Below are 25,062 nucleotides of genomic sequence, written 5' to 3'. Positions count from 1 at the left end.
GATTGGTTGGGATTGCCCGACTCAGGCGTCGGGAAAAGCATCCATCAGCGCCGCGAGTGCCGGGCGCTCCGGGGCGGTGCCACGGGACACATCCTGATGAGCCCGTAGCGCCGCTGCGATCTCGCGGGGCGTCGCGGCCCAGAAGCGCTCGGGCGGCCAGGCCAGCCGGCCGAGCCCGAAGGCCATCACCTCGTCCCAGGGAAAACCCGCCGGCGCGCCTAGGCCGGCGGCTGCGGAGGGCGGGCAGCGTCACCGCCCTCCCCAAACGTCGCCTCGAGCAGCGCGATCGCCGCCTTGATCGCGCCGCTCAGGCCGCCGTCGAAGGAGAGTTCCGCGACATCCTCGTCGCGGATCGCCCTGCCCGCTCCGCGCAAGCCCGCCGCGATGATGCGGATGATGTCGCGGGCGGAAAGCCTGCCCTCGACGAAGCGCTCGCCGAGCGCGGGGAGGCTGTCGACGGCGAAAGCGTGTTCGAGCTCGGCGAGCGCACCGAGCGTCAGCCGCATCGGCAGCGTTTCGCCGGCGACCATGAGCGCGGTCTCGCCGCGATGACGATTGACCATGGCCGTCTCCTCAGAGCGCCGCAAAGGCCAGAAGCCCGGCGGATTCCAGCGACATATCAAAGGTGACCTCGCCGGCATGATCGCCGCGGTACTCCAGACCCGTGAGCTGGAACGGCCCCGAGATCGAGCCGAAATCCGGCACGACGATCTGCCAGTCCCGGATCATCCCGTCGAAAAACGTCTGGCGGACGAGCGCATCGGAGGCCTCGTCCTTGAAGATCCCGGCACCGCTGATGCTGGCGCGGCGTACACCGGCTCCCGCCAGCAATTCACGCCAGCGCCCGGCCGATTCCGAATGCGTCACATCGACGGTCTCGGCGTTGAAGGCGATCTGTCGCGCCCTCAGGCCGGCGACCGTGACGAAACCGCCGGCACCATCCCCCGCCTTGAGCAGCAGGTCCTTGCCCTTCTGTGCCGCCATGCGGCTTCTCCTTTATGAGCTAGAGCGTTTCGGTGACGGCGCGGAAGCGGATCGTCACCTGGGGCAATCCGTTGCGCGTCTCGCGGGCGAGACGGCTCGACAGCCAGCGCAGATTGATCAGCGCATGCCCCTCCGGGACGAGATCGACTTGGTCGAGCGCCGCGACGATCAGGCCGGCGGCCTCCAGCGCCTGGCGCGACGAGCCGCTCTGCGCGGCCCAGACGACGAGCGCGAATTCCTGCTCGCAGCCCCTGTCGCTGCCGGTCGACCAGTCGCGCGCCTCGACCTCGCCATGGACGACGTAGAGCCCGTGCGCCGCGCGCGGCGCCTCGTCGAAGATGCGGTCGGGGCCGATCAGCGCCGTCAGCGCCGTATCCGCGACAAGGTGCGCCTGAACGGCGGCGCGAAGGGCCAGGATGGCGTCGCTCATGGCGTCACCTCCTCGGCAAGGCAGACCAGCCGCCGACGCGCACCATCCGGGTCGGCGGCGGAACGGATGTCGAAGATGCGATCGCCGTCACGCAGGCGCCGGCCGGCATCGAGATCGCCGCGCCAGCGCATCGTGATGCGATAGTTGCGGGACTGCTCCGGCCGACCCTGCCGCCAGGCCTCGGTGCCGGAGATCCATTCGACCTGTGCCCAGAATGCGGCCGCGGCCTCGAAGGCCTGTGTCGTGCCGCCCAGACCATCCGGCGATGCCACCGGCGCCTCCAGCACGAGCCGGCGCCGCATCCGGCCGATGGCGGAAGGTTCCCCGGCCATTCAGAGCCTCCCGCGGCGAAACGGCGCGACCAGCGCCGCGATGGCGGCAGGCAATGCCTGCGCATCGCGCCCGGCGACATCGCCGCGCTGCTCGAACCAGCGGGCAGCGAGGCGCAGAACGGCTTGCCGCAGCGGGGCCGGAACGGCGGCAGCGGTCGCCCCGTATCCGGCCGCGATATCGATTTCGATCGCGCCATGGGCGCGGCCGATCTCGGGCACCTCGCCCGTCAGGCGGATGACCGGCGGGTCGGCAGCCCTGTCCAGGGTCAGGGACGCTGTCGCGACGGCTTGGGCAGCGCCCAACACGTCGTAGGCGCGCGCGGCTTCGATCCGCAGCAGCGGCGAGAGCGGCAGGCGAACCTCGCCGCCCGCCGGCCAGCGATCGAGCACGATGCGCCAGGGCTGCTCGATCAGGCAGCGACCCGACGCCGCCTCGATCATCAGCCGGGCGGCCGTGATCAGGGTGGCGAGCAGGGCGTCCTCATCGGTCTGGTCGAGGCGGAGGAACTGGCGGGCTTCAGCGAGCGTAACCGGTTCCAATGCCGGCGGACCCAGGGCAAGCGGCGTCATGAGCGCTCCCTTCATTCGTTCGATTGCATGGGGTTCGACCGCGAAGCCGCGGCCGAGAGGGTTCATCTGCGGCGCTGGGCGCGCTATCAGCGCTGTCTCGGAGAGGAGCACCCGATGCACATCGCCAACGGAATCGCCGCCATCGGCCTCGCCTGCGCCTTCGCCGGAAGCGTCTGGAGCAGCCCGACGCAGGCCGTCGTGGCCGGGCAAGAGGGCGGGCCGGCTGCCGATGCGACGCTGATGGTGCTCAATGCCCGCGGCGGAGTCTGCACCGGCATCGTCCTGTCGACCCGCACCATCCTGACAGCCGCGCATTGCGCGGCGGGTGGCGCGGAATTGCGCGTTCACTGGCGCGAGGGCGGAGAACCTGTCCTCATCGCGCCTGCCTCTGTCGCGATGCATCCGGAATTCGAGGCCGGCGCGATCCGCAGCCGCCGCCGTACGATCGACCTCGCGCTGATCCGCCTGAGCACGCCCCTGCCCGGCCGCTTCAGTGCCGCGAGCCTCGTCGACGGCTCGCTGCCGCGCGCCGGCAGCAGCGTCACGCTCGCCGGCTACGGCGTCTCCCGCGAGGGCGAGGCGCGCAGCACAGGGACCTATCGCTCTGCAGTGCTGGCCACCGTCGAACCCTATGGGCCCGGCCGCATCCTGCTCTGGGCGGCCGACAGCACCGGAGGTGGCAAGCGCCCTGGCGCCGGCGCCTGCCAGGGCGATTCCGGCGGGCCGATCTTCGGGGCTGACGGCATCGTCGCGGTCACGAGCTGGTCGACCGGCCCCTCCGGGCGCCAATGCGGGCTGCTCAGCCAGGGCGTGCTCGTGGCGCCACAGCGCGGCTGGATCGATTCCACCCTGTCCCAATGGGGCGAAAGCGCCCGCTGGACTCGCAGCCGCTGACGGAAAGGCTGGACTGTGGCGCGCCACTCCCTAGATTGGTCAGCCGATCCATTGGTTCTGTTCATGATCTTCCGCTCATCGATCGCCCTCTCGTGTTTTCTGGCCGTCAGCGCCGCCCACCCGGCGCTTGCCGTGGTTGGCGGCGTCGATTCGCGCGATATGCTCGGCGCTCGCGCCTCGACCGTCCGCGTCGAGACGAGCCGCGGCGAACTCTGCTCCGGCGCGGTGATCGCGCCCGAGATCGTTCTCACCGCGGCACATTGCCTGATGGGCGGCGGCTCGATCAGCGTCGTCAGCCTCGACACCCGTTTCCGGGCGCGCCGGCAGATGGTGGTCGCCGTGCTGCCGCACCCAAGCTTCGTGCCGGGAACGACGCCGCGTACCCAGCCCGGCACGGACCTCGCCTTGCTGCGCCTGGCTCAGCCGCTACCCGGCGATATCGAGCCTTTGACGCTCGGCAGCGGGCTCTGGCAGGGCGAGACCATCACCATGGCCGGCTACGGGCTGTCTGCGGAGAACAACAAGCGCACAGCGCGGCGCCTGCGCGAGACGCAGCTCGTCAATGCCGGCAACTACACCACGCAGAACACGGTGAAGGTCGCCGTCGATGCCGAGAATCGCGGTGAAACACCGGGAGCCGGCGCCTGCCGCGGCGACTCCGGCGGGCCGGTGCTGCGGGGCGGCGCCCGCTCGCGTGACCTCGTCGGCATCGTCAGCTGGTCGAGCGGCCCGCTGAAGACGCAGGCGAAGCGAATCTGCGGCGGCTTCACCGCGATCACGCCGGTCAGCGACTATCGCAACTGGATCAGCGAAGGCAGCACGCGGCTGCGCTCGCTTGGCAGCGAGGCGCCGCCGGAGCAGGCGGCCGAGCCGCGTGCCGCCTTCAGCTGGTGGTTTTCGCGCTGACCGAATTTACACCGCGAATTTCAGCCCCTTGATCGCGGCGAAGTCCTGCACGCCGCCGCCGACGCGCTTGGTGGTGTAGAACAGCACATAGGGCTTGGCGGAATAGGGGTCGCGCAGGATGCGCACGCCGGCCCGATCGACGACGAGATAGCCGCGCCGGAAATCGCCGAAGGCGATCGAGACCGCGTTGTTGGCGATGTTCGGCATATCCTCCGCCTCGACCAGCGGAAAGCCGAGCAGCGTCGCCGGCGCGCCGGCTGAAGCCGGAGGCTGCCAGAGGTAGTTGCCCCTGTAGTAGTCAAATTGACAGTTGCCATCCGCTTCGTCATAGGGCCGCGCCATGAACGTCCACGTCCCCGCCCCCCTCTCGAACCTCGGACACCTTTATCGGCGCGTTTCGAGTTCCGCCCAGCTTGCCGGTGATGGTCTCGAACGGCAGGACAAGGGCACCCGTCGCTACATTGAACGGGAAGGCTTGGTGATCGTCCGCGAGTACGAGGATCGCGGCGTGTCGGCGTTTCGTGGCCGCAATCGGCGGACCGGTCAGTTGGCCACGATCCTGGAGAACATCCGGCGCGGCGTGATCAAGCCGGGCGAACATCTGATCATCGAATCACTGGACCGGTTGAGCCGTCAGCCGATCTTCGACGCGCTCGCGACCATGAAGGAAATCCTGAGCGCGGGCGTCACGATCCATTCGGTCTTCGACGGCCTCCCCTACACTCTGGAGAGCGTGAACCGGGAGCAGTGGCGGGCTCAGCAGTTGCTGAACTCGATGATGCGCGGCCACGAAGAATCCAGGATCAAGAGCGAGCGCGTCGCCGAAGCCTATGAGAGAGGACGCCAGACCGGACGGATCGTGGCCGGGCGCATTCCGACGTGGCTGAGGATCGAGAAGGAGGACGGCCGGAAGGTCTTCAAGGTCAACGAAGACGTGAAAGCGATTGTCGTGGACATCTTCGAAATGGCCCGCGACGGCCTGTCTTCGTACAAGATCGCTCAGGACTTGAAACGCCGGGGGATTGCGCCGTTCGGTGAGCAGCGGAAGCCGGTCGGCTCGAAATCGCGCGCCGCCCACCACTGGAACGCAACGTCGATCCTGAACATCCTGACCCGGAAGACCGTCCTCGGCGAGTACCGCCCGACCACCACGAGCTACGACGAGAACGACAAGCGCATCATGACGCCCGCAGGCGTCCTCCCCAACTACTACAAGCCGATCATCGAGCCGGAGCTTTGGCAGGCCGCGAACGACGCAATCCAGTCCCGGAAACGTCGCGGCTCAATGGGTCAAGGTCGGAAGGGCGCGGACTTCGCCAACGTCCTCAAGGACACGACTATCTGCTCGCATTGCGGGAACCCGATGCACATCAAAGTCCAGCGGGAGCATCGCACGCTCGCGAGGTACACCCGGCTCCGGTGCGCGGGAAAGAGCGAGGGCGTTTGCGACAACAGCCGCTCGCCCCGGTACTTGCCGATCGAGAACGCCATCCTGGACTTCGTCAGCGAGGTTCAGTTGGTCGATCGTCGCTCAGACGAAGCCGCAGCCCTCCAGCGCGACATCGCGGCCGAGACGTTGCGGGTCGAAGCTCTCGATGAACAGATCAGGACGGTGATCACCAGCTTCCTTTCAACCAAGTCGTCCGTGGCCGTTCAGATGGTCACGGAGCTTGAAGCTGAGAAGGCGGGGCTGGCCTCGAATCTGGACACGAAACGCTCGAAGCTGGCGAGCGTCGCGGTCAGCCAGTCGCCAGATGACCGCAAGACGGCGCTCAGGGAGCTTCGGGCTCGCATGCTGGCACTGGAGCCGGTTGAGGGCGACAACGCCTCAGAGACGGCCCGGAAAACCTCGGAGCGCTACGCGGTGCGGGCGAAGCTCAATCTCAAGATCAAGGACGTGATCGACCGGATCGAGTTCACCAAGGTCGGGACCAGCGTGGTCTTCATGCGCGATGAGAGCGTGTTCTACGTGCTGGAGGACAACGTCAACGGCTCGTTGCGGGTCTCTCGCGCTCAAGCTCCGCAACCGCATGATCCAGCCGTTGAAGCGACCTTTGCAGGGGAACCAGCCTGATCGCCACGTCGCGCTCAGCTTCCAGCACCGCGATCACAAAAACAAAGACGGGCGGGTCAGACGAGGTGTAGGGGCTTTCTGCGGTAGCGATGAGGACAGCGAGGGCGCGGTCCCGAAGGTCGGTGTTCGTGGTGGTCATAGGGTCCTTGGATTGGTTGTTCCAAGGGTATTATCCCGGTGCTGCAAAACGCCCCTGATAAACGATTTTTTCCGTCAGTCGTCGTCCAACCACTCGTAAGTTGAATAGTGCTGACTGGTCGCAAATTTTACGGCCGAAACCTCGTGAACCACAAAACTATCTGCGACCGGCGTGATCCTAATTTCAGGCGATGGGACCAAGAACGACGGGAACAGATCGAAGAATTCGTTTTCGCTCTTTTTGATTTTTCGTTTGCCGTTCTCGTCTAGCTCACCGGTCACGCTCGCAGGGCCGAGAATGGCTATGTTCTTGCCCTCCCCGTCGTTCTGAGCCGACGCGTAAATGATCGCATCGACCTTCCGGGTTTTTCCGTCAATCTTCATCTCGTGGTGATAGGCAAGGTACTCGGCGACCGCTTGGGTAGGGATATAATCGAGGTGCTCTTCTCCCGGCTTCACCGGCTTTGAAATCTGGCGCATGAAACTCCGCATGAAGTTCCACTGCGCAGCAATTTGCAGAGCACCCGGCTTGAACATGTTGTTGGCCTTGGGCTTGCCGGAAAACCGCGTCGTGTCCAGCACGCAGATCGGCTTTTTTATCTGAAACTGAGCAAGAGCTACCCGCGTACCGACTGAGGGTCGTAGCTCGGCCACGCTGGTATCAAGGTCGAACGCGCCGTAAAACGCCGAGATACCAGACGGGTTCAACCGGCCGGGTGTGCGCATGCGATCGGGAGGCGGACCAAGCTGGTCGGCGACATTCTCCCGGAATTTCTTCGTCTCCGAAGGGTCGCGGATTATTCGAGCGCGGTAAAAGGCATGCTGCCCCCCTCCAGGCTCGATCATGTAAACGGGTGAACGGCGATTCTTGTCGGTTTGTTGCTCAACGTCCTTGAAAATCAGCGCGAGCAGTTCGAAGGCGTTTCGGCTGAAAAAACGCTGCTCGTGCATGAGCAGCTTTTGAAATTCATCCCAAAACCGGCCGTAATTGTCAGTCCCGACCTCGATACGATTGTAGACATACTCTTCGCTGTAGAACGCCTCCTCACCATCGGGCGGCCAGTAGTTGTCCTGCTTCTCAAGCTCGGTTTTCAGGGCCGACGCGATATCATCATCAGTCGGCGACGTGAGATCGTCGATCAACTCATGTAGTTCGAGCCCGCCCGAAAATTCATCGCGCGAGTCCGGGACCCCTCCGCCGTAATTCTCCCTTGCGACCTCATCCACGATCGACGCGACGGCTTCGAGCGGGAACTCCCTTTCGGGTCGGGTGGAAGTCACAATTGCCGACTTTGAAGTTGGGGCGGATTTTCACGATCCGAAGCTTCAAGCCCGGATTGCCGAAGCATTCGGGACAAACCAGCGTCCTAACATCGTCTGGCATCGAATCGCCCCCCGCGAACCCTATCCCGAAGGCATCTTACAGATGGAGGGTGAAGTTTCGCGAGTTCCGTTCTCCTCGGCGGCAAGCTACGGTCGAGCATCAGCCCGCCGAGACGATCCCCCCAATGTCCGTGAAACTGCCGATGCTGGCCGCCTGCGCTGCCCTTTCGTTGGGCGGCTGCGACGAGATCGAGAACCTGTTCGCCAACAACTTCAAGAAGTTTCAGCGATGCACGGAAAACGCCTCTCGCGACGGGCTGATCACCAAAGGCGTCGCGAAGCAGGCGTGCGCGATCAAATACAGCACGGACAAGGGCAAGACGGTCAACGTCGAGTTCGGGCGCGGTGGTTTCTCGTACTGCCCCGACGAGTGCGACACCTTCGAGTTGAACTTCGTCAACCCGACCAAGACCACCATCCTCACCGGCATCCACGTCACCGTGCAAGCGAAGAGCGGCCGGACGCTCTCAGGCGGCAACACCAACCCGCTCTTCGTCGAGCCGGGAACATCTGTGACGACGCTGATCACGCTGCCGGAGAAGTTCAACAAGGAAGAGCGAGAGGGCCACTCGTGGTCGTTCTCTGGCTTCGCGGGCATCGAGATCGACGGGTGAACTGATGGCGGGCGAACTGGACATTCTGCGAGCGATCGGACGAGGTCATCCGACCCGCCGTTTCACCGCCCGGCTCGATGGTCGGGACAAAGAGCTATCCGCCGTGACCTGGGACGAAATCCAGGTTGCCGTTCAAGCGACGATGCTCGAAATCGCCGAACCGATCTCACACCTGATCAACAAGGGCTTGATCGATTCGAGCCGCGAATACCCTTCCCTGATCGGAAAGCTCGCAGGCAAGAAGCCGATCACCTACTTCTGGATCACGAAGAACGGTGAAGCGACGCTCAACTCGATATCTGACCAGCAGAAGCCCGCCGACGATGCGGATGACAACGATCTGATCGTCGAAGTTGACGACAAGATGCTCGAACTCGGCTTCATCTTGTCGAAGTACGGCACGGCAGTCGCTCTGCTAAGCCGCCAAAGCGGCTACAGCGCGGCTGAGACCGCCTCGCATCTTGCCCTCGCCACCATCGCCCGCGACATTCGAGAAGAGCCAAACAATCTCGATATGACCCTGGCGATCGCAAACCAAGCGCGCGAAATGCTCCAGGTGCTCAAGCGCTTCGTCGATGACGGCGATATGCGCGCCGATTTTTTCAAGAACGACGGGCTGGCCTTAGTGAAGATCAGCACCCCTGGACCCGAACAGCACGAATGGCTCAACCGCGTCCTGTCGGATGAAATCGTAGCCCGCGATCGAGTGGCTAACCACGAGATCAACTATGGCTTGCCATCGTGATCGACACGCGCCTTCAGTTCCCCGCTGCATGCGCTTGGGAACGTGGGCGGCAAAGCGGCCGAGATCGGATTGAGGCGAGGTTGGCGTCACCGGCCCGCCAATTGCTGCGCCTGAAAAGACACTCGCGCGCCTCTCGGGCTCTCTGGTGAAGACGCCGAGATCGAAGCCGGATAGCATCTGCCGCAACTTATGCTGGCAGGGACTCAGATGCGTCGCTCATTTTTGGCATTGGTCATGACGATCGGTTCTGCCCAGGCTCAGGTGCCAATGACCGCAGGCCCAGGGGTTATCCCGTGTGCCGAGTTTGCCGAATATTACCGCAAGAACCCGTCACTGGCAGAACTACAATCTTTCGCTTGGGCGCAGGGCTATTGGAGCGCGGTCAATGAGGCGGTTCGGGCTCGCGGCGAAGCAACCCGCGACCTACGAGTCGTCCCAAATCCGACAAAAAAGCAGTTGCTGCGATCCTTCTGCGATAAGCGCCCTCTCGCGAACTTTATCGACGTAGTGAGAGAGCTTTATCTAACTTTCCCAGAAAGCCCGCGTTCACCGTGATCTTGGCCAATTGGCGCAGCCCGCGACCCACTGCACCGAATAAATACCGGGTCCGCAAAGGTTCTCACCGGCAGCGCCTGGAAAGGACCGCGCGCTCAAGCTACCGCTGCTGGAGCCGGTAGCAGGTTTCCGTATCCCCGATATCAGATTGGCCTGACGCAGCGAAGTTAGTGCCGGTCCAGGTGAATACGGCACGCGTGCACCGTTGATTGGAAATCCAGTAGGCAATGACCGCACGGCTTTCGACATTGTATCGCAGGTCTAGGCTGTAATACTCCTCGCCCCCGATCGGGAACGAGTAGACCTGCCCCGTTCGAACGTCGCCCGCGAAGGCAAAGCGGCAGCTTGTTCCGCAACCGATTTCCACCATAGCAAGGCTACCAGCGAAGTTCGCTCCTTGCCCCATTCCGGTGCGCAGTCTGGTCCGGTAGTTCGCATAATCGCGGTCCCGCCCTGCGAAATCAGGAAGACGGACCGGGCCACGGTATGCGGAGCCTGCTGCATTTCGAGCGAAAGTGGACCTTTCGAATGCGTCGATGCTGTCGGGAGCGGCTGCACCGGCCGGAGCGACAGGTACGGATACGCTACCGGGAGCCGTCTTCTGAATCTGAGCCAGTATCGCTGCCTGTCGCTCGACTTCGACCTTCAGCTTTCGGACGACTTCGCTTTCGATCGCAGCTTCCAGCCGCGCCGCATGCAGTGATTGAACGGTCACTGAATACCGCTCTTCCAGCGTCTTCAGGCGGTCTTCCAGAATTCGAATGCGCCCTTCCTGCTCATCCGCCTGAGCGGCGGCGGCAACAGTCATAAAGGCGAGGATCGGAAGCGTGAGCAGAATGGTGAAGCGCATGATCGGCCACAGTGCGAGGATCGGCGGCTCGCGGTCTAGCCGTGCTGCCGGAGAGCCTCAAGGGGCTTATTCGGACGCACGAGGCTCGGCCACAATCCTCCACGCGTAAAAAGCGCGACTGCCTGCGCCGATTGCCTGCGGAATCTCGACGCGCGTCGTGCCCCGCATTTTAATTTCGACATTCCGAGGGCGGCTGTGTCCTTCTGATGAGGCCGGAGCATTAGCCGGTCGCGCTGGCTCGAAGAGCGAGGCGGTGCGCATAGACTTCATTTCAGATCGATATTCGGACCATTGCCATGACCCCATTCTCAGCGCTCGACGCGCTCAACAAGCTCGCCAACACCACTGCCATTCCCGCGACGATCTCGGCTCTGACGCAGCCGCCTGCGGCTGCTCCGGTCGGACGGCCTCTGTCCCGGCTGCCCGCCTTCAACGAGATCACGCTGGCCAACGCCTACATCTTCGACAACTCGGACAAGGGCAAAAACTTCGAGTGGATGAAGTGGCGGGCGACCTTCCAGGTCTTCACCCAGACCACGCCGTTCACGCCCAGCCACAAGAATGCAGCCTGGGAAGGCAACGCCGTCCTGCGGCACCCCGACGTGTTCTCCTCGGTGATGGAGGACTACGCCTACAAGAACCCGACGATGCTGCCCGCTGACTTGTGGGACGCCGCCTACATGCCGGTCCTGCGCGAGACCGCCTCCATGCCGGTTGTCGGCGAGTGGCCCCGCCTGGGGCAGGTGCAGATGGACGGTTCGGGCACCTACTACGAGTTCGGCTCGATCGCCTGCGCCCATGTCTCGGCGCAGGGGGAGTTCTTCCTCGACCTGCTTCTGCCGAGCGGCACCATCACGTTCCAGGACTTCTTCGTCGAGAGCGTGAAGGTCCCGAACAAGCCGATCATGCGCGCGAGCTACGATCCGCATCGGCTCTGGCTGAGCCGGAATGGCCGGAAGGCCAAGTCATGACGGAGGTCGAGCAGGTGCTGGTCGCAGCGCTCAACGAGCAGCGCCTGATCACCGAGGCGTTGGAGCAGCGGATTGTCGCTCTCGAAGGCAAGGAGCAGATTCGCCACGCCTTCGAAGCCCCCCAGGAGGTCATCGAGTTCATGGAGAAGCTCGCTGGGGTCATCGACGGGATCGAACGTCGTCAGGACGATCTCGAACAGGTCGTTGAGCGCCGTGGCCTGGGAACGTCCTGGTCACCCAGCCGGGATGTTCTGATGAAGATCATCGAGGCGGATGAGCGGAGGTTAGGTTGATGTCTGTGTGATCTCATCTCGCATGAGCAAAAACACAAGCACCAACACAATCAGTATCAATAGCATTATACTAACACTAGAGCCTCCCGGATGGGGCGCTCGATATAAAGCGGTTCGTCCTCGCTTCGCTCGATACGAACACTAAACCGCGCTACGTCGGCCCTGCCTCCGGGATGGAGAGAGCCGCGCGACCGGGTGAACGAGCCAGGGCAGAGCCGCATCAGTGGCCTGTCCTGGTCACTCGTCGAGGGGTCGTTTTTGACTGACTCCTGTGCGCGAGACGGATCACCATGGCCCGCATGATGACGCCGAAGCCATGACACATCCTGCTCGTATAGGGGGTGGCTGAGAGGTGCTCCTGATGATGGAGGTCCCATGCCGCGCAAGCGCCCTGGCCGTCCAAGCACGATTGCCCGCTACCTGCTCGTCGAACGATGGCGTGCCAGCGTGAGTTCGCATTACGGCGCACCGATAGGCTTTGAGCCGCACTCGGCCCACCTGCACTTCCACGGCCAACTTGATGAGCCACTTCGAGGCGTGAGCGATGCTCAGCTTCAGATTGGCTCCGATCCCGAATGGGAAAGCGAGACGAGGGCGGGAGCCCTGATCGGCATCAAGCCAGTCGTGCAGTTCGTGATCAACGTGCCGCCGCTCCAGTTCGAGCGGCTCTGGCAACTGGCCCCCGCCTGTCGCTCGATCCACATCGCCTTCGCGGAGCCCTATCGCAGCACGGCAGCCATCCACGCATGGTCTGCCTCGACCCACCCGCCCGACGAAGACGTGTGACGATCATCGCCACATCTAGGCGGCCACGGTCTCCTGACCGTCCTCGACCGTCATCGCGCGCTTTAGGCGCTGGACCGTGGCGGTGCCTGCACCGGTCCTCCTGGCCGTCTCGCGCACGCCCAGCCCCTCGGCCAACATCGTGCGAATGGTCTCGGTCTTCTCGACCGACATGGGCGGGCGGCCAAGCCGCTTCGTCTCCCGGACCCGATCGAGCCCGGCCAGGATGCGATCGCGGATCATCGCCCTCTCGAACTCGGCGAAGACGGAGATCATGCCGAACAACATCCTGCCTGATGGCGTCGAGGTATCGAGCCCCTGGACGTGCAGGTAGAGGCCCACATCGCGGCTCTGGAGATCGGCGAGGAAGGTGACGAGGTCCTGGAGCGATCGCCCCAGGCGGCAGACTGACCATGCCGCGACGAGGTTGTACTCGCCTCGGGTGACGCCCTTTAGCAATGCGTCGTAGCCCGGTCGCTTCTCGCGGCCCTTCGCGCCCGAGATGCCTTCATCGACATGGACGGCGACGATGGTCCAGCCCAGGCGCGCGGCGGCGTCCTGAAGCAGCCGCAGTTGGTTCTCGGTGGTCTGGTTGCTCCGGGCGACCGAGACCCTGGCGTAGAGGGCGACGCGCTTCATGCCCTCGACGGTCTCACGGATCGTCTCCCGGTCAATCGAAAACAGATGGTATCGGCCACGCTCGCCGACGCGTTCCGGCATCGTCGCCAGCCCAGGAAATACAGGGGTTTGCGAAGACGGTCGGGAGCGAGAATCTGGGAGGGTTTTTGGGACAGGGGGCGAGAGGGACGTGGAAGATGGTCGAGGCGGAAATTCGGCCACCCCATCCGGGAAGCCTCTGCTTGAAAATCCCAGCCATCCACCACCGACCGAGGGGCTCGCGAGTGCGAACAACGCGGGCGGATCGCGACCGAAATTTGCCAATCGCAACCTATTGGTGACCGCAAGCATATATGATCGAGCAGCAGTTGGCTCGATCGGAAGTGGCTGATGATGCAACCCGGTTTCTTATTGTTCATCGATGAGGCCGGAGATGACGGCACCGAGACGGTCAGGCCGATCGACGAAAATGGATCATCGGAGTTCTTCATCCTCGCGGGCGTCCTCATCCGCGTACATCGGCGGAACGAGTTGCTGGCCAGCATCAATACAGCCAAACACTTGGCACAACTTCGGCCCGACCAGGAACTCCACTTTCGTGACGTAGCCGCTGAAGCTCAGGTCAGAGTCATCGGGGAATTGGCTCGGTTCAAGGCCGGGTTAATCGCCGTCGTTTCAAACAAACGAAACATGCGCCAATACCGGAACAAGCGCGTCGAAGCGAAGAATATGGAGATTGTGAGAGACGGCAAGGAACAGCCGCAGCGTTATAATTGGTTCTACAACCATCTCTTCCGCTACCTATTAGAAACCGCGAGTGCGGAGTGCGCAAGGTATTCTGTTGCAGCTTTCGGTCGGAAACTCCCCATTCAGGTAATATTCTCGCATCGCAAGCATTTCCGATACTCACAGACGAAGGCGTACCTTCACAAGCTCAGTATCGCAACGCGCGACGCCTCTTACTTCAACAACAAGCATCAAATCGATTGGTCTGTCGTTAACCCCTCCCTGATTGACAGCGCGCGGTCGAAGAGCGAGCCCGGACTCCAGTTTGCCGACTGCATCGCAAGCTCAATCTTTAAAGCCGTTGACGAAGACCGCTTCGGCTCCATCGTGCCCGAGTTCATTTCCGAACTTGCGCCGCGCTTCGTGAGAGCGCCCGGCAGGACGGAGCCGCTCGGGTACGGCTTCAAGCTGCTGCCTGATGGTTACACTGGCCCGCTATCCGTGCGCCAGATTGAGGCGCTGAGCGCGATCGGGTTCAATCCTGCCATGTCGAGCCCTGGGCGGTTTCCGAGGAACATGGGTCGGCCTCCTGGAAATAGCTGGTGATCGCTCGTTGCCATTCCAGAGACCGCTTCGACTTAGACATTTCGACCAGCAAAGTTCCAGCGCGACACACTCACACAATTACCGGCATGGGCTCGATCATCCTGATGTCTACGATCGGCACGGCAGACACCGCCGCGATCATCGGCTCGATCGAAATCTTCACCGGCTGGTATCGTCCCGCAGCATCGCTGCGCTGGGACGGAGAGACCGATTGTGCCGCCCGGTAGACCTCGATGCGGACAGTCTCGATCGCAATTGGCCGCAGACGAACATCTCCGTGCTGCCGCAGCGCGGAAACAAACTCGGTCGTAGTGATCGAACCGAGTTCGAGGAGGCCGTGCAGATCGATGCCGTTCCACCACGCCCAAAGGCCGACGCTGCTCCACCAGCGCGATTGGCGTCGGCGGTAGCCGACGGAATTGTGGATGCTCTTCCGCCGTTGCTCAAATGCGGAGGGGGCAGGAAGCGAGGAGACGATCTGCACAGAGTGAAGTTGGCGAGGATCGTGCGCCTGGATGCGGCGGGCAAGCCTGAGAGAGTATCGCCAGCAGCACGCGTCGCAGAGGATCGAGGTGCACCGCGAAGACGAGTGGCACATACGGGTCATAGGCTATTTATGGATCGGCCCGGCTCTCGCTCGCCGATGCGTTTTCAACGAGCGATTTTAATTTCGACTCCTGAGCAGGTCATTCGGTATTCAAGTTCCATTGCAACACCAATGGATATTCCGAATGTCACGTATCAAGACAGGTCGCATTGAGACCAAAGCAAAGATTTATATTGGCACCCGCATCAGCACGAGCGGCATGTTGAAGACAGATATTTTTCATCAGTCCGATTTGACCAACTCTTACCTTCCTGTTCCCGTGACCTGGGAGGGCTGGCCCGCCAATCTTCATTTCTGGAGTTGGCGTAGCCGGAAGACGCCGTTCAATCGGGTCGCCACCGACCTGATCAAACATCCTGGCTTCACCATTCAGGGCGATGCGATCGTCATCACACAGATCGAGCGCTGGCATCAGTTTCGGGTCGAAGGCGACTTGAATGATGCGCGCGAGATGATCGATCATCTCGGCATGAAGGAAGGTGTTCAGGTGATGTTCAAGCCTTCAGGTCGCCACAAGACCCATCAGTACATTTACGTGAAGCCGGACAACGACGCCTTTGCGGTTCGGCTGGCCATCTGAACAGTCTCAGTGGCGCGCGCAGGCGCGCCACTTCTATAAATACGAGATGAGAATAATCGAAACGAGCGGCATTGCGGAACGCGTCCGCGCAGAACGGCTTGCCAAGCATCCCCACCAAGTGGAACAGCACGGCCTCATGTGGCACGCTCTCGGCGACGATCGCTTCCGCGCCGAGCTTGACGAACGGCGGCGCTGGATCGAGCAACATCGCTCGGCATCATTTGCCTTCGACACTCTGCCGGATGGCGGGGGGCGAGTGTATTTCTTTGCAGACCAGGATGACGCTTTCCACTTCAAGATGCGGTTTGGAGGGCGGGTTGACCGCCCGGTTGGGGATCGCTGAGAAACAAGCCGTCCTTCGGCATGACCTTCGCGATCCGGCCTCGCGCGATCTCGATATAGTCTGCCTGCTGCTCGCAGCCGACGAAGCTGAAGCCTTGCTGAAGCGCCGCGACGCCGGTCGAGCCGGAGCCCATGAAAGGGTCTAAGACCCTTCCGCTGGGCGGAGTTACGAGCCGGACGAGGTACCGCATCAAATCGTTGGGCTTGACGGTGGGATGGTCGTTTCCGGCACCTCTGTCGGCCTTCGATGCCTTGGCCGCGTAGAAGTATCGCCCCCAAGTCTCATCGATGTCAGTGAGGATCACATTGGCTGGCCATCTTCCGTTCTCAGTCCTTGGGGCCTCGACGCACTGCTTCAGGCTCGTCGTTGGCCGAATTCCCGCCGCCACGTTGGCCTCAGTATAGCTCGCAACACCCTTGCTACCGGGGCCGGATGTCGGCCGGTCCTTGTGCCCGATGCCCACGGGGCAGCCGGTTGGAGATAGGCCACGGCCAGTCAGTGCGACGGAGGTGCCGAGTTTCTTGCCCGCCCGACCTTGCTCGATCCATTCGCTCGTGGGGATTCGGCAAGCATCGATGTTCATCGCCCCGGTGCCGAACCTCACGACGTTGGAAGCTACGCTTGTTTCCGCGAGTGGCTTGCGCGCGATGATGATCGGCTCATAGCCGGGTTTGAGGGCTGTCCCGCGACCTGCGTGCTTGCCTCGAAGATTGAGAGATTTCGGAAAACCGGACCCGAACAGCCACATGATCTGGTCTCGTATCTCGAAGCCCGCATCCTCGATCGCAACGGCGAGGCGATGGAAGGTTCTGGGTCCACCAAACGCGACGAGGTGACCGCCCGGATTCAGCACGGTATATGCCGCACGCCATGTCTCGACATCGAACGCGATGTCGCCACCGTCCCATACCTGCCCGAGGAAACCGGTGGCCATAGTCCTATAGGGGTTGGCACTGCCCGGCTCGCCGCCCTTCAATGCCGCTGCTCGCTTTCCACCAAAGCGGCGCGCGATCGACAGGTGATATGGTGGATCGCAGATCACGGCGTCGAACAGCAACCCTTGCTGGGCGAAATCCCTCATATGCTCGCGACAGTCGCCCAGGAGAACCTGGGCGGTGGGCGCAGGAGATGGCGGCGGCGTGGTCTCGATCGCGGCATCGACCAAGGACATCGACAAGCCGAGCGCATCGATGGCCGCGATCAACGTCGAAATGTTGCCCTCTCCCCGCTCAACGCGCACCAGCGCAGGCTTCGAAACTCGGGCCAGGGCGCAGAGCCCCTCCTGTGACAGCCCTGCGCGCTTCCGCAATCGAGCGATCCATCGGCCAAGTTCGACCTCGGGAGGCTGATCGGCGAAGCAGTGGGCCAGGACCGCGAGGACGGCGATCAATGAGGCGATCGAGCCACGTCCGGCTTCCAAGTTCGCGAGGGTGACACGGCTGATTCCCGCCCCCATCGCGAGCGCGCTTCGGGTCACGCGGCGATGCTGTCGCACGCGGACAAGCTCCTTGCCGAGCATGGCGGCAGCGGCTTCGAAATTGTACAGGTTCATGAACTGGAAGGCGTGATTCTAGGAGGGGAACAGACCACGATTCTGGCAGGGAATCGTGACTGGCAGCCTAACGGTCACTTCGTCGGTCCTGTCGTTGAAGGCCGTTTTGATGTTGCCGAGATCAGGCCGGTGGCGGCATCGTTCGCGAACGCTGAATCGCTCGGGAAGCTTGAGGGGCTGAGTTAGTTGGACAACATCCCCATGGGGCGCTTCGTCGTCCTCGACTTCGAGACCACGGGTCTCAGCCCCGCCGTGGGAGCACGTGTGATCGAGGTGTCGGCCCGCGAGGTCATCGATGATCGGGCTGGTCAGGAGTTTTCGACACTGGTCGATCCCGGCCTCCGCGTGCCCGCCGAGGTCACGCAGATCACCGGCATCACGACGGCGATGCTGTGCGGCGCGCCGAAGTCCTCCGCCGTGATGCGTGAGTTGGCCGACTTCATCGCGGCATCGCCGGTCGTGGCTCACAACGCGGGTTTCGACCGTAAATTCCTGGAGCATGAGGCGCAGGATTTCCTCGGCGTGCGACAAATTTTTACGCTGTGCACCTTGCTGCTCGCGCGGCGCGTGTTTCCGGGCCGAGCGAGCTACAGGCTTGATGACATCGTGCGAGAGGTCGGGATCAGCATTCCTGGGCAACTACACCGGGCCAGCGCAGACACCTGGGTGACCACCCACCTGTTCGCGCGAATATGCGCGGACGCCCGCTCGCGCTGCCCTGCTCAGCACTTCGATCATGACGTGCTGCACCGACTTCAAAGCGTGCGAATTGCTGCGGCATTCGAGTGGCTGCAAACTCTGGCACCGCCCGCTGGAGCAGCCGCTTGATAACGGAGCAGGGATCGGTCGTCGGCATCGACGTGGGATGCTCTCCAACCCGTCGATCCAGTGCTATTTGTCGGCTCGATTGGTCCGCATCTGGTGTTTCATGCGACATCGCGCGCTTCCGTGCTGTCGAACCGGAGCGGGAGCGTGTGATTGCCCAGGTCGCGGGCGGTCGCCAGATCATCGGGGCGGCCTTCGATGGCCCGATCCGCCGAGGTTTCGGCATCATCGGCAGGTATCGGACTGCTGAAAGGATGCTGACCCGCCGCCTCCGTCCGCTGATCGGCAAGCCGGGCCAATCGAGTGCGCCGGTCGGCAAGTTGCTGAACGAACACGCCAACGACTGCGTTCAACATCTCGTTGCATGCTGCGATGTACAAGATGCTCGGCACGGTGTGGCTATCGACCAGAAAGCGCTGGTGGAGGCGTTTCCGAGTTCATTTCTTGGACTGATGATCGACGATCCGACGCACCTTGCTGCCCGGCGCGGAGATCGCTCCGACACGTTTTTCCAACACCTAGCAGCGGCAGGCGGATTCCACGCACTGCTGGAATGCCTTCTTCCGGGGAGGAAACTCGTGTTCGATCCGAACACAGTGACCAATCATGATGACCGGGCAGCGATTGTCTGCGCTCTGACCGCGCTTTGCGTCGCAGCAGGCCAGTTCGTTGCGGTCGGCGATGACGATGGTTGGATCATAATGCCACCGCGTAAGTTCATCCGGTCGCCGCAGTGGGAACTGCTCGCAGCCAACGCCAGCGAGGAACCTCCTGGAGCGCTGCATCAGTCGGCCGTCTAACCTTGCGCCGCGATCTGGTCGAAGACGCTCTCGGCCGTTTTGAAGCGCCGTTCGGCTTCTGCCTTCGCCGAAGCAGGGTGCCGATCTGGATGCAAGGCTGCCCGATACGCGCGCCGGGCCGCCGCCACGAGCCATTCCGGCGCGGCCGGGCTGAGACCGACCTGCCGATAAAGATCGGCCTTCGGATCGGGCTCGGAAACAGGACGAGACGCGGGAAGCCGCTCGATCTCGACCCGCAGCCGTTCGACCTCCGCGTCAGCATCCGCCACCATCGTTTCGAGCGCGGCGACGTAGTTGTGGTCGATGACCTTGCGATTGAGTCTCGTCGAAGCGGCATGGCGCTCGATCGAAACCGAGAGAAACCATGCTGCCGCGAGCGCCGCCACGATCAGCACGACATAGCTGAACAAGGCCACCCAGGGCAGCGACATCGCCCAGCCCAGGGCGGCGAGGACCAGAAGAGACCGCATCAGCGCCTCTGGAACAGCAGCGCCGGGAGCAGATTGGTCCGGCCGACGATCCTGCCGTGTGCATCACGCGTCGTGCGCGAGCGCTCGTCGTAAACGCCAACGACAATGCCGCGCGCGTCACGGGCGATTAGCCTGCCGACAAACTGCTGGCGCTCGATCACGCCCATGGTAACGCCGCGAGCGTCACGAACGACCTCGCGCGTGTGCTCGTGCTGAAGCTGGATCATCGCCGCGTCCATCTCAGGCGGCCTCGTGATGTTCGATCTCCTGCTGAAGCTCTTCGAGCATCTGCTGGATGTCGGCATCATCGTCCCCATCCTCCGCCGCTTCGCGTTGCCGGTCCCAGGCGAAAGCCGTCGTGTGATCGACCAGCTTATGCAGCGCTTGTTCCTCGGCCGTGGGGGGCGCTACGGATTGGTAGAAGATGCCGTACTGGTCCAGTTTCGATTGAACCCAAGCGGCCATTTCGGGGCTGACACGCCTGTTCCGAGGACCCCGCAGGTCTTCACAGACCCACTTCACCTGCTCGCCAGTCGTCAGGCGCAGCAGTTCGAGAACGGCCTGTTCACCCGGTTTCACGACCTCGAAAATCAGTCTTTCCCCGAGGAAAGTGAACGATTTTCGTTGAGCGGCGCAGTTTCTGAGGCGGCGGCCGAGATCATCCAGTTCCCGTCCGAGGCGGAGTCGCAAGTCAGGATCATTCGCCGGAATGGGAGCCACAAACGAAAGGTGCACCTGCCGAGACAGCCAGCCTTCCGCCCATTCGGTCATTTTGCAGCCTCGGGTGCCAACCGCCAATTGGTCGAGGCTCTCACGGATGAGTTCGGGCGTCGCGCCGCACAGTTCCGCGATCATCTCAGCAAAGGTGTTCAGCGCGGCAACTTCTCTCGGATGACACCGCTCCAGAACGCTGCGGTGCAGGAGTCGCTCATCGAGATTACCGGCGACCGTGACGTGCTCGGGACGCACTTGCCCAGGAAGCTGGCCGATGACTTTTGCACGACGTTTGTGCTCGGGCCGGGAGAACAACTCGAAGGCCAGCCTGTAGCTTTCCGGGCCGTACAGGGGCTGACTTCCGAGCCTGCCGAAAAGCCCCAACAGGCCATCCGGGCATGCCCCGAAGACGCATTCGAGCGTCGTTCGGGGCGTCATCAAAGCCAACGCCCGCGCAATCCGCGCATCTGGGGCGAGGCCGTGGAACTCGGCCAGTACATCGGCTGCGCGCACCTCGATCTGAGCCAGGACGGCTTCGGGACGGTCGAGGTCAATCTCGGCGGCGGCGGCGAAAAACACCTGTCGGCTCAGGTGACTCCTCGCCTGGAGGAGCCTCAGAATCGTGGTTGGAACGCTGGCTTCAAGGCGCGCCGCAAAATTCAGCGCGTAGCCACGGAATTCCTGAACCCGAAAGGGCCGCTGCTCGATCTGTTGTCCCATGCATTCTCCACGTTGCCTTCGTGGAGAAAACCCTGACGCCGTTTCCGATTTTGTCGATCACTTTATCGACTAGACCGTGCCGACATCATCACCCGGCTGTTAATCCGATCCCAGCCATTCCCGCAGTTTCGTCCATCGGCGCTTCCCACCAGCCCTGACCGCCATGGCCAGGGCACGCCTCTGGCCAATGATCACGGCCAGCTTGTACCGAGGACAGGGGCCAATCACGTCAGGACGTGCGGGGCCGAAATCGCCACGTTCCGCCACCCGAGCAGATGCTCGTTGCGGTCGAGCCACCCCTTCCGATCCTGCCAATCGGGGATGATCGTCGCGACCAAGCCCCAGAACTCCGGGTCGTGATTGCGGTGCCGGAGATGGCAGAGTTCATGGACAACGGCGTATTCGAGCACCGTTTTTGGCGCGAACACCAACTGCCAGTTCAGGTTGACGATCCGATCCTGGCCGCAACTGCCCCAGAGATGCTTCTGGTCCTTGATGCGCACGGCTCTGGGCTTCAGGCCGTTCGGAGCACCGTGCTTGGCGACGAAGGCCGCCACATCCTCGCGCAGGCGCTTCTTCAGCCAGAGGCGCAGCCCCGTCTCGATCAAGCTGTCGGCGGAGTTCGGATTGATGCCGCGCGGTACGCCGACGATGAAGCCATTGTGAAAGGCGACATCGACCAAGGTGCCATCGGTCGGCTCAAGCCGGAGCCTCGCCATCCGCCCGCGATAGGGGATTTTCGCGCCGGTCGTGAAGTGGGCAATGGCGGGCGCGCTCTGCACCTTTGCCGACATCCGCCGCGTCTCGCTCACCAGCCAAGCACGTCGGCGCTGGAGGACCCCGGCGATCTGATCATCCGTGGCAGTGTCGGGCACGACCAGGATGACGCTGCTCGGCGACACCGTGATGCGCGCCTGTTTCGCTGTGGCCGAGCGCCGCAGCGTATAGCTGATCTCAGTGTCGCCGACAGACAGGATCGGCATCGTCAGCCCGCCGCGAAATGCTTGAGTGCGAACTCCTCGACGGCGACCGGGAGGTCCTTCAGATTGGAAAGTCCGTGTTCGTGCGCCATTCCGCGCACCGCCTGTCGCAACATTTTGCGCAGACCGTCCTTCTGCGGCCAGCCGCGCGGGGCTGTGTCTCCGTCCGTGTAGAGAACGACGATCTGGCTCGCCAAATCCTCGGCTCCGCCGTCCGCGCCGTACGAGCGCAGGATTTGCAGTACGCCATAGGCTCCGGCTGAAAGCCCGCTGCTCTCGTGCGCCCTGTCTTCGGCCTGGATATCCTTGGCGAGCCTCTCGGCCATCTGGAGCTTTGCGCCCCAAGACAGTTGCGCGTCGCCCAGGCGCTCCAGCAGTTCGCGCAGGCGCTCGGAGAACTTCTCGAACTGGTGCGGGTTCGCCTCGATCCGTTCTGTAACCGTGCGGCGAAGTTCGGTCGTCTTGCGGATCGCCGCCGTCTTGAGATCGGGTTCTGTCATGCCCTCTATCTTGAAGTCCTCCCAGAACTCGGGATCGGTGATGTGGCGCAGCTTGACGGTAACGCTGAGGCCAGTCGCATCCAGGTGCTCGGCCAGCATCTGCCGGATTTTCTGGCTGTAGTCGCGTTGGTCGAACGCCTCGCGCTTCTCGAAGACCTGGGTGGCGTACTGGAGGAAGGTGGCGACCCATTTCAGGTCATCGGTGAATTCCAGCACGCAGGGATCGGGGCTGACCGCCTCATAGGCCGCGATGAACTCACGCGCCTTGGCTTTGAACGCGAACCACTCATCCTCGGAGCCGAGAATGTCGATGAACGCGTCGAACTCGGCCTTCCACTCCTCCCGGCTCTTGCCGTCGCCTTTCCGCTTCAACGGCTTCAGCACGGCCCTCACAACGGCATGGGCAGCCCGCAACTGGCTGCGCAGATCGTCCAGATTGCGCATGGCGTTGGCGACATCGTCGGCACGGTATGAGGCCAACGCCTCGTCGAGTTTCGCCGAGACGCCGATATAATCCACAATCAGGCCGTTGCGCTTCTTTGAATCCGCGACCCGGTTGGTGCGCGCGATCGCCTGAAGCAGGCCGTGCTCCTTCAAGGGCTTGTCCAGGTACATGACCGACTCGATCGGGCAGTCGAAGCCGGTCAACAGCTTGTCGCAGACGATCAGGAACTCCGGCTGCACGCCTTTCTTGCCGAAGGCGAGCTTCGCCTCCGTCTCGGCGACACGGTCGAGATAGTGCCGCTGAAGATCGTCGCGAATGCTCTGGATATAGGGGTCCTCGCTCGGCTTGGCGTCCTCCTGGGAGGGCGAGTAAACACAGGCCGACATGGCCGTCGCGCGCCGCTGCGCCTCGTCGGCCGAAACACCCGTCTTGATCAGGTCCTGCGCGATAACCCTGTCGAGGGCGCGCTTGTAGAGTACGACCGCCTCGCGATCGATGGCGACGATCTGGGCCTTGAAGCCGTCCGGCTGCGCGTACGCCTTGAAGTGGGTCCAGATGTCGTAGGCGATCAGGTCGATGCGATCAGGGTGTTTGACGAGGTCAACGATCTTCACGCCCTTGCGCTTCACCTCGCTCAAGGCGTCGTCGTCGAGTTCGGCGAACCATTGATCGAACAGAACGTCGAGCTTGGCCTCGTCCATCCGCCAGTCGATCTTCCGACCGGTGTAGTAGATCGGGACCGTGGCCCCGTCCGCGACAGCGTCGTCTATCCCGTATTTGTCGAGATAGCCCTCTCCTACGACGCCGAAGTTGGCGTAGGTGTCCTTGTCGTCCTTCTTGATCGGGGTGCCGGTGAAGCCGAAGAAGCGGGCGTCGGGCAGGGTTTTTCGCAGATAAGCCCCGAGGTCCTTCTCCTGGGTGCGGTGGCACTCGTCCACCATGACCACCCAGTTGGCGGAGTTCGGAATGGGTGTTTCAGAGCCCTGGAACTTGAAGATCGTGGAGAGAACGGTGAGCCCATCCGTGCCCTTGCTGATGAGATCGCGGAGGCCACGAATGCTCTCCACCGCAACCGGGTTCGGCAGGCCGCAGGCCGCGAAGGTGCCGCTGATCTGACCGTGCAGGTCGATGCGGTCGGTCAGCACCATGATGTTAGGATTGGTCAGCGCCTCGTCCGCGATCGTCAGATGCGTCTTGAGCTTCAGCGCGGCGAACACCATCGTCAGGGACTTGCCACTGCCCTGGGTGTGCCAGATCAGCCCTCGACGGTGCTTACCCTCGACGACACGCTCGACAAGTTTGTTCACCGCGCGGAACTGCTGGTAGCGGCAGACCTTCTTCACCGTTCCGCTGTCGGTCTTCTCGAACACGATGAAATGGGCAATCAGGTCGAGAAGCCGCGATGGCTCCAGCAGACTCCAGAGCCCTTTTGACAGGTCATCCGGGAAATTGGCATCCGGCTTCGGCCACGGATCGCGCCAATCGGCATAGAACTTCGACGGGCTACCGGTCGCGCCATAGAGGCAGTTGGTGCCGTCCGTGACGATGTTGAAGCAGTTCGACAGGAACAGGCGCGGGATGTCGCGCTCGTACTGCTTGATCTGCTCGAACGCCTCGCCGGTCTTGTCCTTGGCGTTGATCGGGCTCTTGCATTCGATCACGACGAGCGGGATGCCGTTCACATGAACGACGATGTCCGCGATCCGCGTCTTCTCGGCCTTCACCTTGAACTGGTTGGTGACGGTGAAGACGTTCCGGCTCGGGTCGAGGAAGTCGATGACGCGCAGCGTTTGCCGTGTCGCCTTGCCTTCGACCGTGCGGCTGAAGTTGCCACGCAGGATCGAGAGCCAGACTTCGTTGTCGGCAATCGAAACGAGATCGGCATATGCGGCGTTCGCATCGGCGTCCGAGATGCCGTTGATCCGCTTCAGCGCCTCGATGAGATCGGGGCGGAACAAGACCTGATTGTCGCCATCGCGAAGCGCGACATGGTTCGACGACGGGACGACGGCATAGCCCATGGCCTTAAGGCAGGCGATGGTCGGCGCTTCAGC

Annotated in this window: 28 protein-coding genes and 2 pseudogenes; 13 read left to right on the top strand and 17 right to left on the bottom strand. The window is 62.7% G+C overall.

Annotated elements, in window-relative coordinates:
- Window positions 1-21 precede the first annotated feature (21 nt).
- The 6 genes and pseudogenes from ACFJGT_RS05895 to ACFJGT_RS05870 form a co-directional block, all read right to left on the bottom strand.
- A pseudogene (locus tag ACFJGT_RS05895) lies at window positions 22-192 on the bottom strand (phage tail assembly chaperone); the annotation flags it as partial.
- A gap of 26 nt (window positions 193-218) precedes the next feature.
- Complete coding sequence (locus ACFJGT_RS05890; RefSeq protein WP_377846818.1) at window positions 219-563, bottom strand: gene transfer agent family protein; 345 nt, start codon at window positions 561-563, stop codon at window positions 219-221.
- Window positions 564-573: 10 nt separating this feature from the next.
- Window positions 574-984, bottom strand: a complete 411-nt coding sequence (locus ACFJGT_RS05885; protein WP_377846815.1) for a phage major tail protein, TP901-1 family — start codon at window positions 982-984, stop codon at window positions 574-576.
- A gap of 19 nt (window positions 985-1,003) precedes the next feature.
- Complete coding sequence (locus tag ACFJGT_RS05880; RefSeq protein WP_377846813.1) at window positions 1,004-1,414, bottom strand: DUF3168 domain-containing protein; 411 nt, start codon at window positions 1,412-1,414, stop codon at window positions 1,004-1,006.
- Window positions 1,411-1,746: a phage head closure protein gene (locus ACFJGT_RS05875; RefSeq protein WP_377846811.1), complete on the bottom strand. Its 336-nt coding sequence runs from the start codon at window positions 1,744-1,746 to the stop codon at window positions 1,411-1,413. The genes ACFJGT_RS05880 and ACFJGT_RS05875 overlap by 4 nt, the downstream gene beginning before the upstream one ends.
- Window positions 1,747-2,316, bottom strand: a complete 570-nt coding sequence (locus ACFJGT_RS05870) for a head-tail connector protein (protein ID WP_377846809.1) — start codon at window positions 2,314-2,316, stop codon at window positions 1,747-1,749.
- A 114-nt stretch (window positions 2,317-2,430) separates the two neighbouring features.
- On the opposite strand from ACFJGT_RS05870, the gene ACFJGT_RS05865 reads away from it, so the two are divergent.
- On the top strand, window positions 2,431-3,210 hold the full coding sequence (locus ACFJGT_RS05865) for a S1 family peptidase (RefSeq protein ID WP_377846807.1): 780 nt from the start codon (window positions 2,431-2,433) through the stop codon (window positions 3,208-3,210).
- Between the two features lie 63 nt (window positions 3,211-3,273).
- Window positions 3,274-4,116 carry a S1 family peptidase gene (locus ACFJGT_RS05860; protein WP_377846805.1) on the top strand — a complete coding sequence of 281 codons (843 nt, stop codon included), beginning with the start codon at window positions 3,274-3,276 and terminating at the stop codon, window positions 4,114-4,116.
- Window positions 4,117-4,122: 6 nt separating this feature from the next.
- Here the strand turns inward: ACFJGT_RS05860 and ACFJGT_RS05855 are convergent.
- A pseudogene (locus tag ACFJGT_RS05855) lies at window positions 4,123-4,404 on the bottom strand (phage major capsid protein); the annotation flags it as partial.
- A 52-nt stretch (window positions 4,405-4,456) separates the two neighbouring features.
- Between ACFJGT_RS05855 and ACFJGT_RS05850 the strand changes: the two are divergent.
- Window positions 4,457-6,190: a recombinase family protein gene (locus tag ACFJGT_RS05850; protein WP_377846803.1), complete on the top strand. Its 1,734-nt coding sequence runs from the start codon at window positions 4,457-4,459 to the stop codon at window positions 6,188-6,190.
- Between the two features lie 213 nt (window positions 6,191-6,403).
- Here ACFJGT_RS05850 and ACFJGT_RS05845 read toward each other — a convergent pair whose 3' ends face one another.
- Window positions 6,404-7,609 (bottom strand): RES family NAD+ phosphorylase, encoded by a 1,206-nt coding sequence (locus tag ACFJGT_RS05845; RefSeq protein ID WP_377846801.1) that lies wholly within the window; start codon window positions 7,607-7,609, stop codon window positions 6,404-6,406.
- 227 nt (window positions 7,610-7,836) lie between these two features.
- Between ACFJGT_RS05845 and ACFJGT_RS05840 the strand changes: the two genes are divergently transcribed.
- Both ACFJGT_RS05840 and ACFJGT_RS05835 read left to right on the top strand, forming a co-directional pair.
- Window positions 7,837-8,325, top strand: a complete 489-nt coding sequence (locus ACFJGT_RS05840; RefSeq protein WP_377846799.1) for a hypothetical protein — start codon at window positions 7,837-7,839, stop codon at window positions 8,323-8,325.
- 4 nt (window positions 8,326-8,329) lie between these two features.
- A complete protein-coding gene (locus ACFJGT_RS05835; protein ID WP_377846797.1) occupies window positions 8,330-9,070 on the top strand; it encodes a hypothetical protein in 741 nt (246 codons plus the stop codon).
- 655 nt (window positions 9,071-9,725) lie between these two features.
- Here the strand turns inward: ACFJGT_RS05835 and ACFJGT_RS05830 are convergent.
- On the bottom strand, window positions 9,726-10,475 hold the full coding sequence (locus tag ACFJGT_RS05830) for a hypothetical protein (protein ID WP_377846795.1): 750 nt from the start codon (window positions 10,473-10,475) through the stop codon (window positions 9,726-9,728).
- 296 nt (window positions 10,476-10,771) lie between these two features.
- On the opposite strand from ACFJGT_RS05830, the gene ACFJGT_RS05825 reads away from it, so the two are divergent.
- The 3 genes from ACFJGT_RS05825 to ACFJGT_RS05815 all read left to right on the top strand — a co-directional run bounded on the left by ACFJGT_RS05825 (window position 10,772) and on the right by ACFJGT_RS05815 (window position 12,525).
- Window positions 10,772-11,446: a hypothetical protein gene (locus tag ACFJGT_RS05825; RefSeq protein ID WP_377846794.1), complete on the top strand. Its 675-nt coding sequence runs from the start codon at window positions 10,772-10,774 to the stop codon at window positions 11,444-11,446.
- A complete protein-coding gene (locus tag ACFJGT_RS05820; protein ID WP_377846793.1) occupies window positions 11,443-11,739 on the top strand; it encodes a hypothetical protein in 297 nt (98 codons plus the stop codon). Before ACFJGT_RS05825 ends, ACFJGT_RS05820 begins: the two co-directional genes overlap by 4 nt.
- 375 nt (window positions 11,740-12,114) lie before the next feature.
- Window positions 12,115-12,525 (top strand): hypothetical protein, encoded by a 411-nt coding sequence (locus tag ACFJGT_RS05815; RefSeq protein ID WP_377846792.1) that lies wholly within the window; start codon window positions 12,115-12,117, stop codon window positions 12,523-12,525.
- 15 nt (window positions 12,526-12,540) lie between these two features.
- Here ACFJGT_RS05815 and ACFJGT_RS05810 read toward each other — a convergent pair whose 3' ends face one another.
- Complete coding sequence (locus ACFJGT_RS05810; protein WP_377846790.1) at window positions 12,541-13,242, bottom strand: recombinase family protein; 702 nt, start codon at window positions 13,240-13,242, stop codon at window positions 12,541-12,543.
- Between the two features lie 288 nt (window positions 13,243-13,530).
- On the opposite strand from ACFJGT_RS05810, the gene ACFJGT_RS05805 reads away from it, so the two are divergent.
- Window positions 13,531-14,472, top strand: coding sequence for a DUF3800 domain-containing protein (locus ACFJGT_RS05805; RefSeq protein ID WP_377846788.1), 942 nt, complete (start codon window positions 13,531-13,533; stop codon window positions 14,470-14,472).
- A 70-nt stretch (window positions 14,473-14,542) separates the two neighbouring features.
- Here the strand turns inward: ACFJGT_RS05805 and ACFJGT_RS05800 are convergent, their stop codons facing one another.
- Window positions 14,543-14,956 (bottom strand): hypothetical protein, encoded by a 414-nt coding sequence (locus ACFJGT_RS05800; RefSeq protein WP_377846786.1) that lies wholly within the window; start codon window positions 14,954-14,956, stop codon window positions 14,543-14,545.
- Between the two features lie 247 nt (window positions 14,957-15,203).
- On the opposite strand from ACFJGT_RS05800, the gene ACFJGT_RS05795 reads away from it, so the two are divergent.
- Together ACFJGT_RS05795 and ACFJGT_RS05790 are read left to right on the top strand one after the other, a co-directional pair.
- Complete coding sequence (locus ACFJGT_RS05795) at window positions 15,204-15,659, top strand: hypothetical protein (protein ID WP_377846784.1); 456 nt, start codon at window positions 15,204-15,206, stop codon at window positions 15,657-15,659.
- A complete protein-coding gene (locus ACFJGT_RS05790) occupies window positions 15,637-16,002 on the top strand; it encodes a hypothetical protein (RefSeq protein WP_377846782.1) in 366 nt (121 codons plus the stop codon). The genes ACFJGT_RS05795 and ACFJGT_RS05790 overlap by 23 nt, the downstream gene beginning before the upstream one ends.
- Here ACFJGT_RS05790 and ACFJGT_RS05785 read toward each other — a convergent pair.
- Window positions 15,953-17,554 carry a DNA methyltransferase gene (locus ACFJGT_RS05785; protein ID WP_377846780.1) on the bottom strand — a complete coding sequence of 534 codons (1,602 nt, stop codon included), beginning with the start codon at window positions 17,552-17,554 and terminating at the stop codon, window positions 15,953-15,955. The genes ACFJGT_RS05790 and ACFJGT_RS05785 overlap by 50 nt on opposite strands.
- A 201-nt stretch (window positions 17,555-17,755) precedes the next feature.
- Between ACFJGT_RS05785 and ACFJGT_RS05780 the strand changes: the two genes are divergently transcribed.
- Entirely contained in the window at window positions 17,756-18,382 is a 627-nt protein-coding gene (locus tag ACFJGT_RS05780; RefSeq protein ID WP_377846778.1) for a PolC-type DNA polymerase III, read from the top strand.
- The gene (locus ACFJGT_RS05775) at window positions 18,379-19,179 is read left to right on the top strand and encodes a hypothetical protein (RefSeq protein WP_377846776.1); all 801 of its coding nucleotides are present in this window, start codon (window positions 18,379-18,381) and stop codon (window positions 19,177-19,179) included. Before ACFJGT_RS05780 ends, ACFJGT_RS05775 begins: the two co-directional genes overlap by 4 nt.
- Here the strand turns inward: ACFJGT_RS05775 and ACFJGT_RS05770 are convergent.
- From ACFJGT_RS05770 to ACFJGT_RS05750, 5 genes are all read right to left on the bottom strand, one after another.
- On the bottom strand, window positions 19,176-19,649 hold the full coding sequence (locus ACFJGT_RS05770) for a hypothetical protein (RefSeq protein WP_377846774.1): 474 nt from the start codon (window positions 19,647-19,649) through the stop codon (window positions 19,176-19,178). The two genes, ACFJGT_RS05775 and ACFJGT_RS05770, sit on opposite strands and share 4 nt — an antisense overlap.
- A complete protein-coding gene (locus tag ACFJGT_RS05765) occupies window positions 19,649-19,876 on the bottom strand; it encodes a hypothetical protein (protein WP_377846772.1) in 228 nt (75 codons plus the stop codon). Before ACFJGT_RS05765 ends, ACFJGT_RS05770 begins: the two co-directional genes overlap by 1 nt.
- 13 nt (window positions 19,877-19,889) lie before the next feature.
- Window positions 19,890-21,083: a hypothetical protein gene (locus tag ACFJGT_RS05760; protein WP_377846770.1), complete on the bottom strand. Its 1,194-nt coding sequence runs from the start codon at window positions 21,081-21,083 to the stop codon at window positions 19,890-19,892.
- A gap of 224 nt (window positions 21,084-21,307) precedes the next feature.
- Window positions 21,308-22,066, bottom strand: coding sequence for a M48 family metallopeptidase (locus ACFJGT_RS05755; RefSeq protein ID WP_377846768.1), 759 nt, complete (start codon window positions 22,064-22,066; stop codon window positions 21,308-21,310).
- Between the two features lie 2 nt (window positions 22,067-22,068).
- The gene (locus tag ACFJGT_RS05750; RefSeq protein WP_377848932.1) at window positions 22,069-25,029 is read right to left on the bottom strand and encodes a type I restriction endonuclease subunit R; all 2,961 of its coding nucleotides are present in this window, start codon (window positions 25,027-25,029) and stop codon (window positions 22,069-22,071) included.
- Between the last annotated feature and the right edge of the window lie 33 nt (window positions 25,030-25,062).

Origin of the sequence: Allobosea sp. UC22_33 (genome assembly GCF_042700715.1) — a bacterium.
Taxonomy (GTDB): Bacteria; Pseudomonadota; Alphaproteobacteria; order Rhizobiales; family Beijerinckiaceae; genus Allobosea.
Note: the sequence above shows the minus strand (reverse complement) of the source record. Positions and strands in the feature narration are given on the sequence as shown.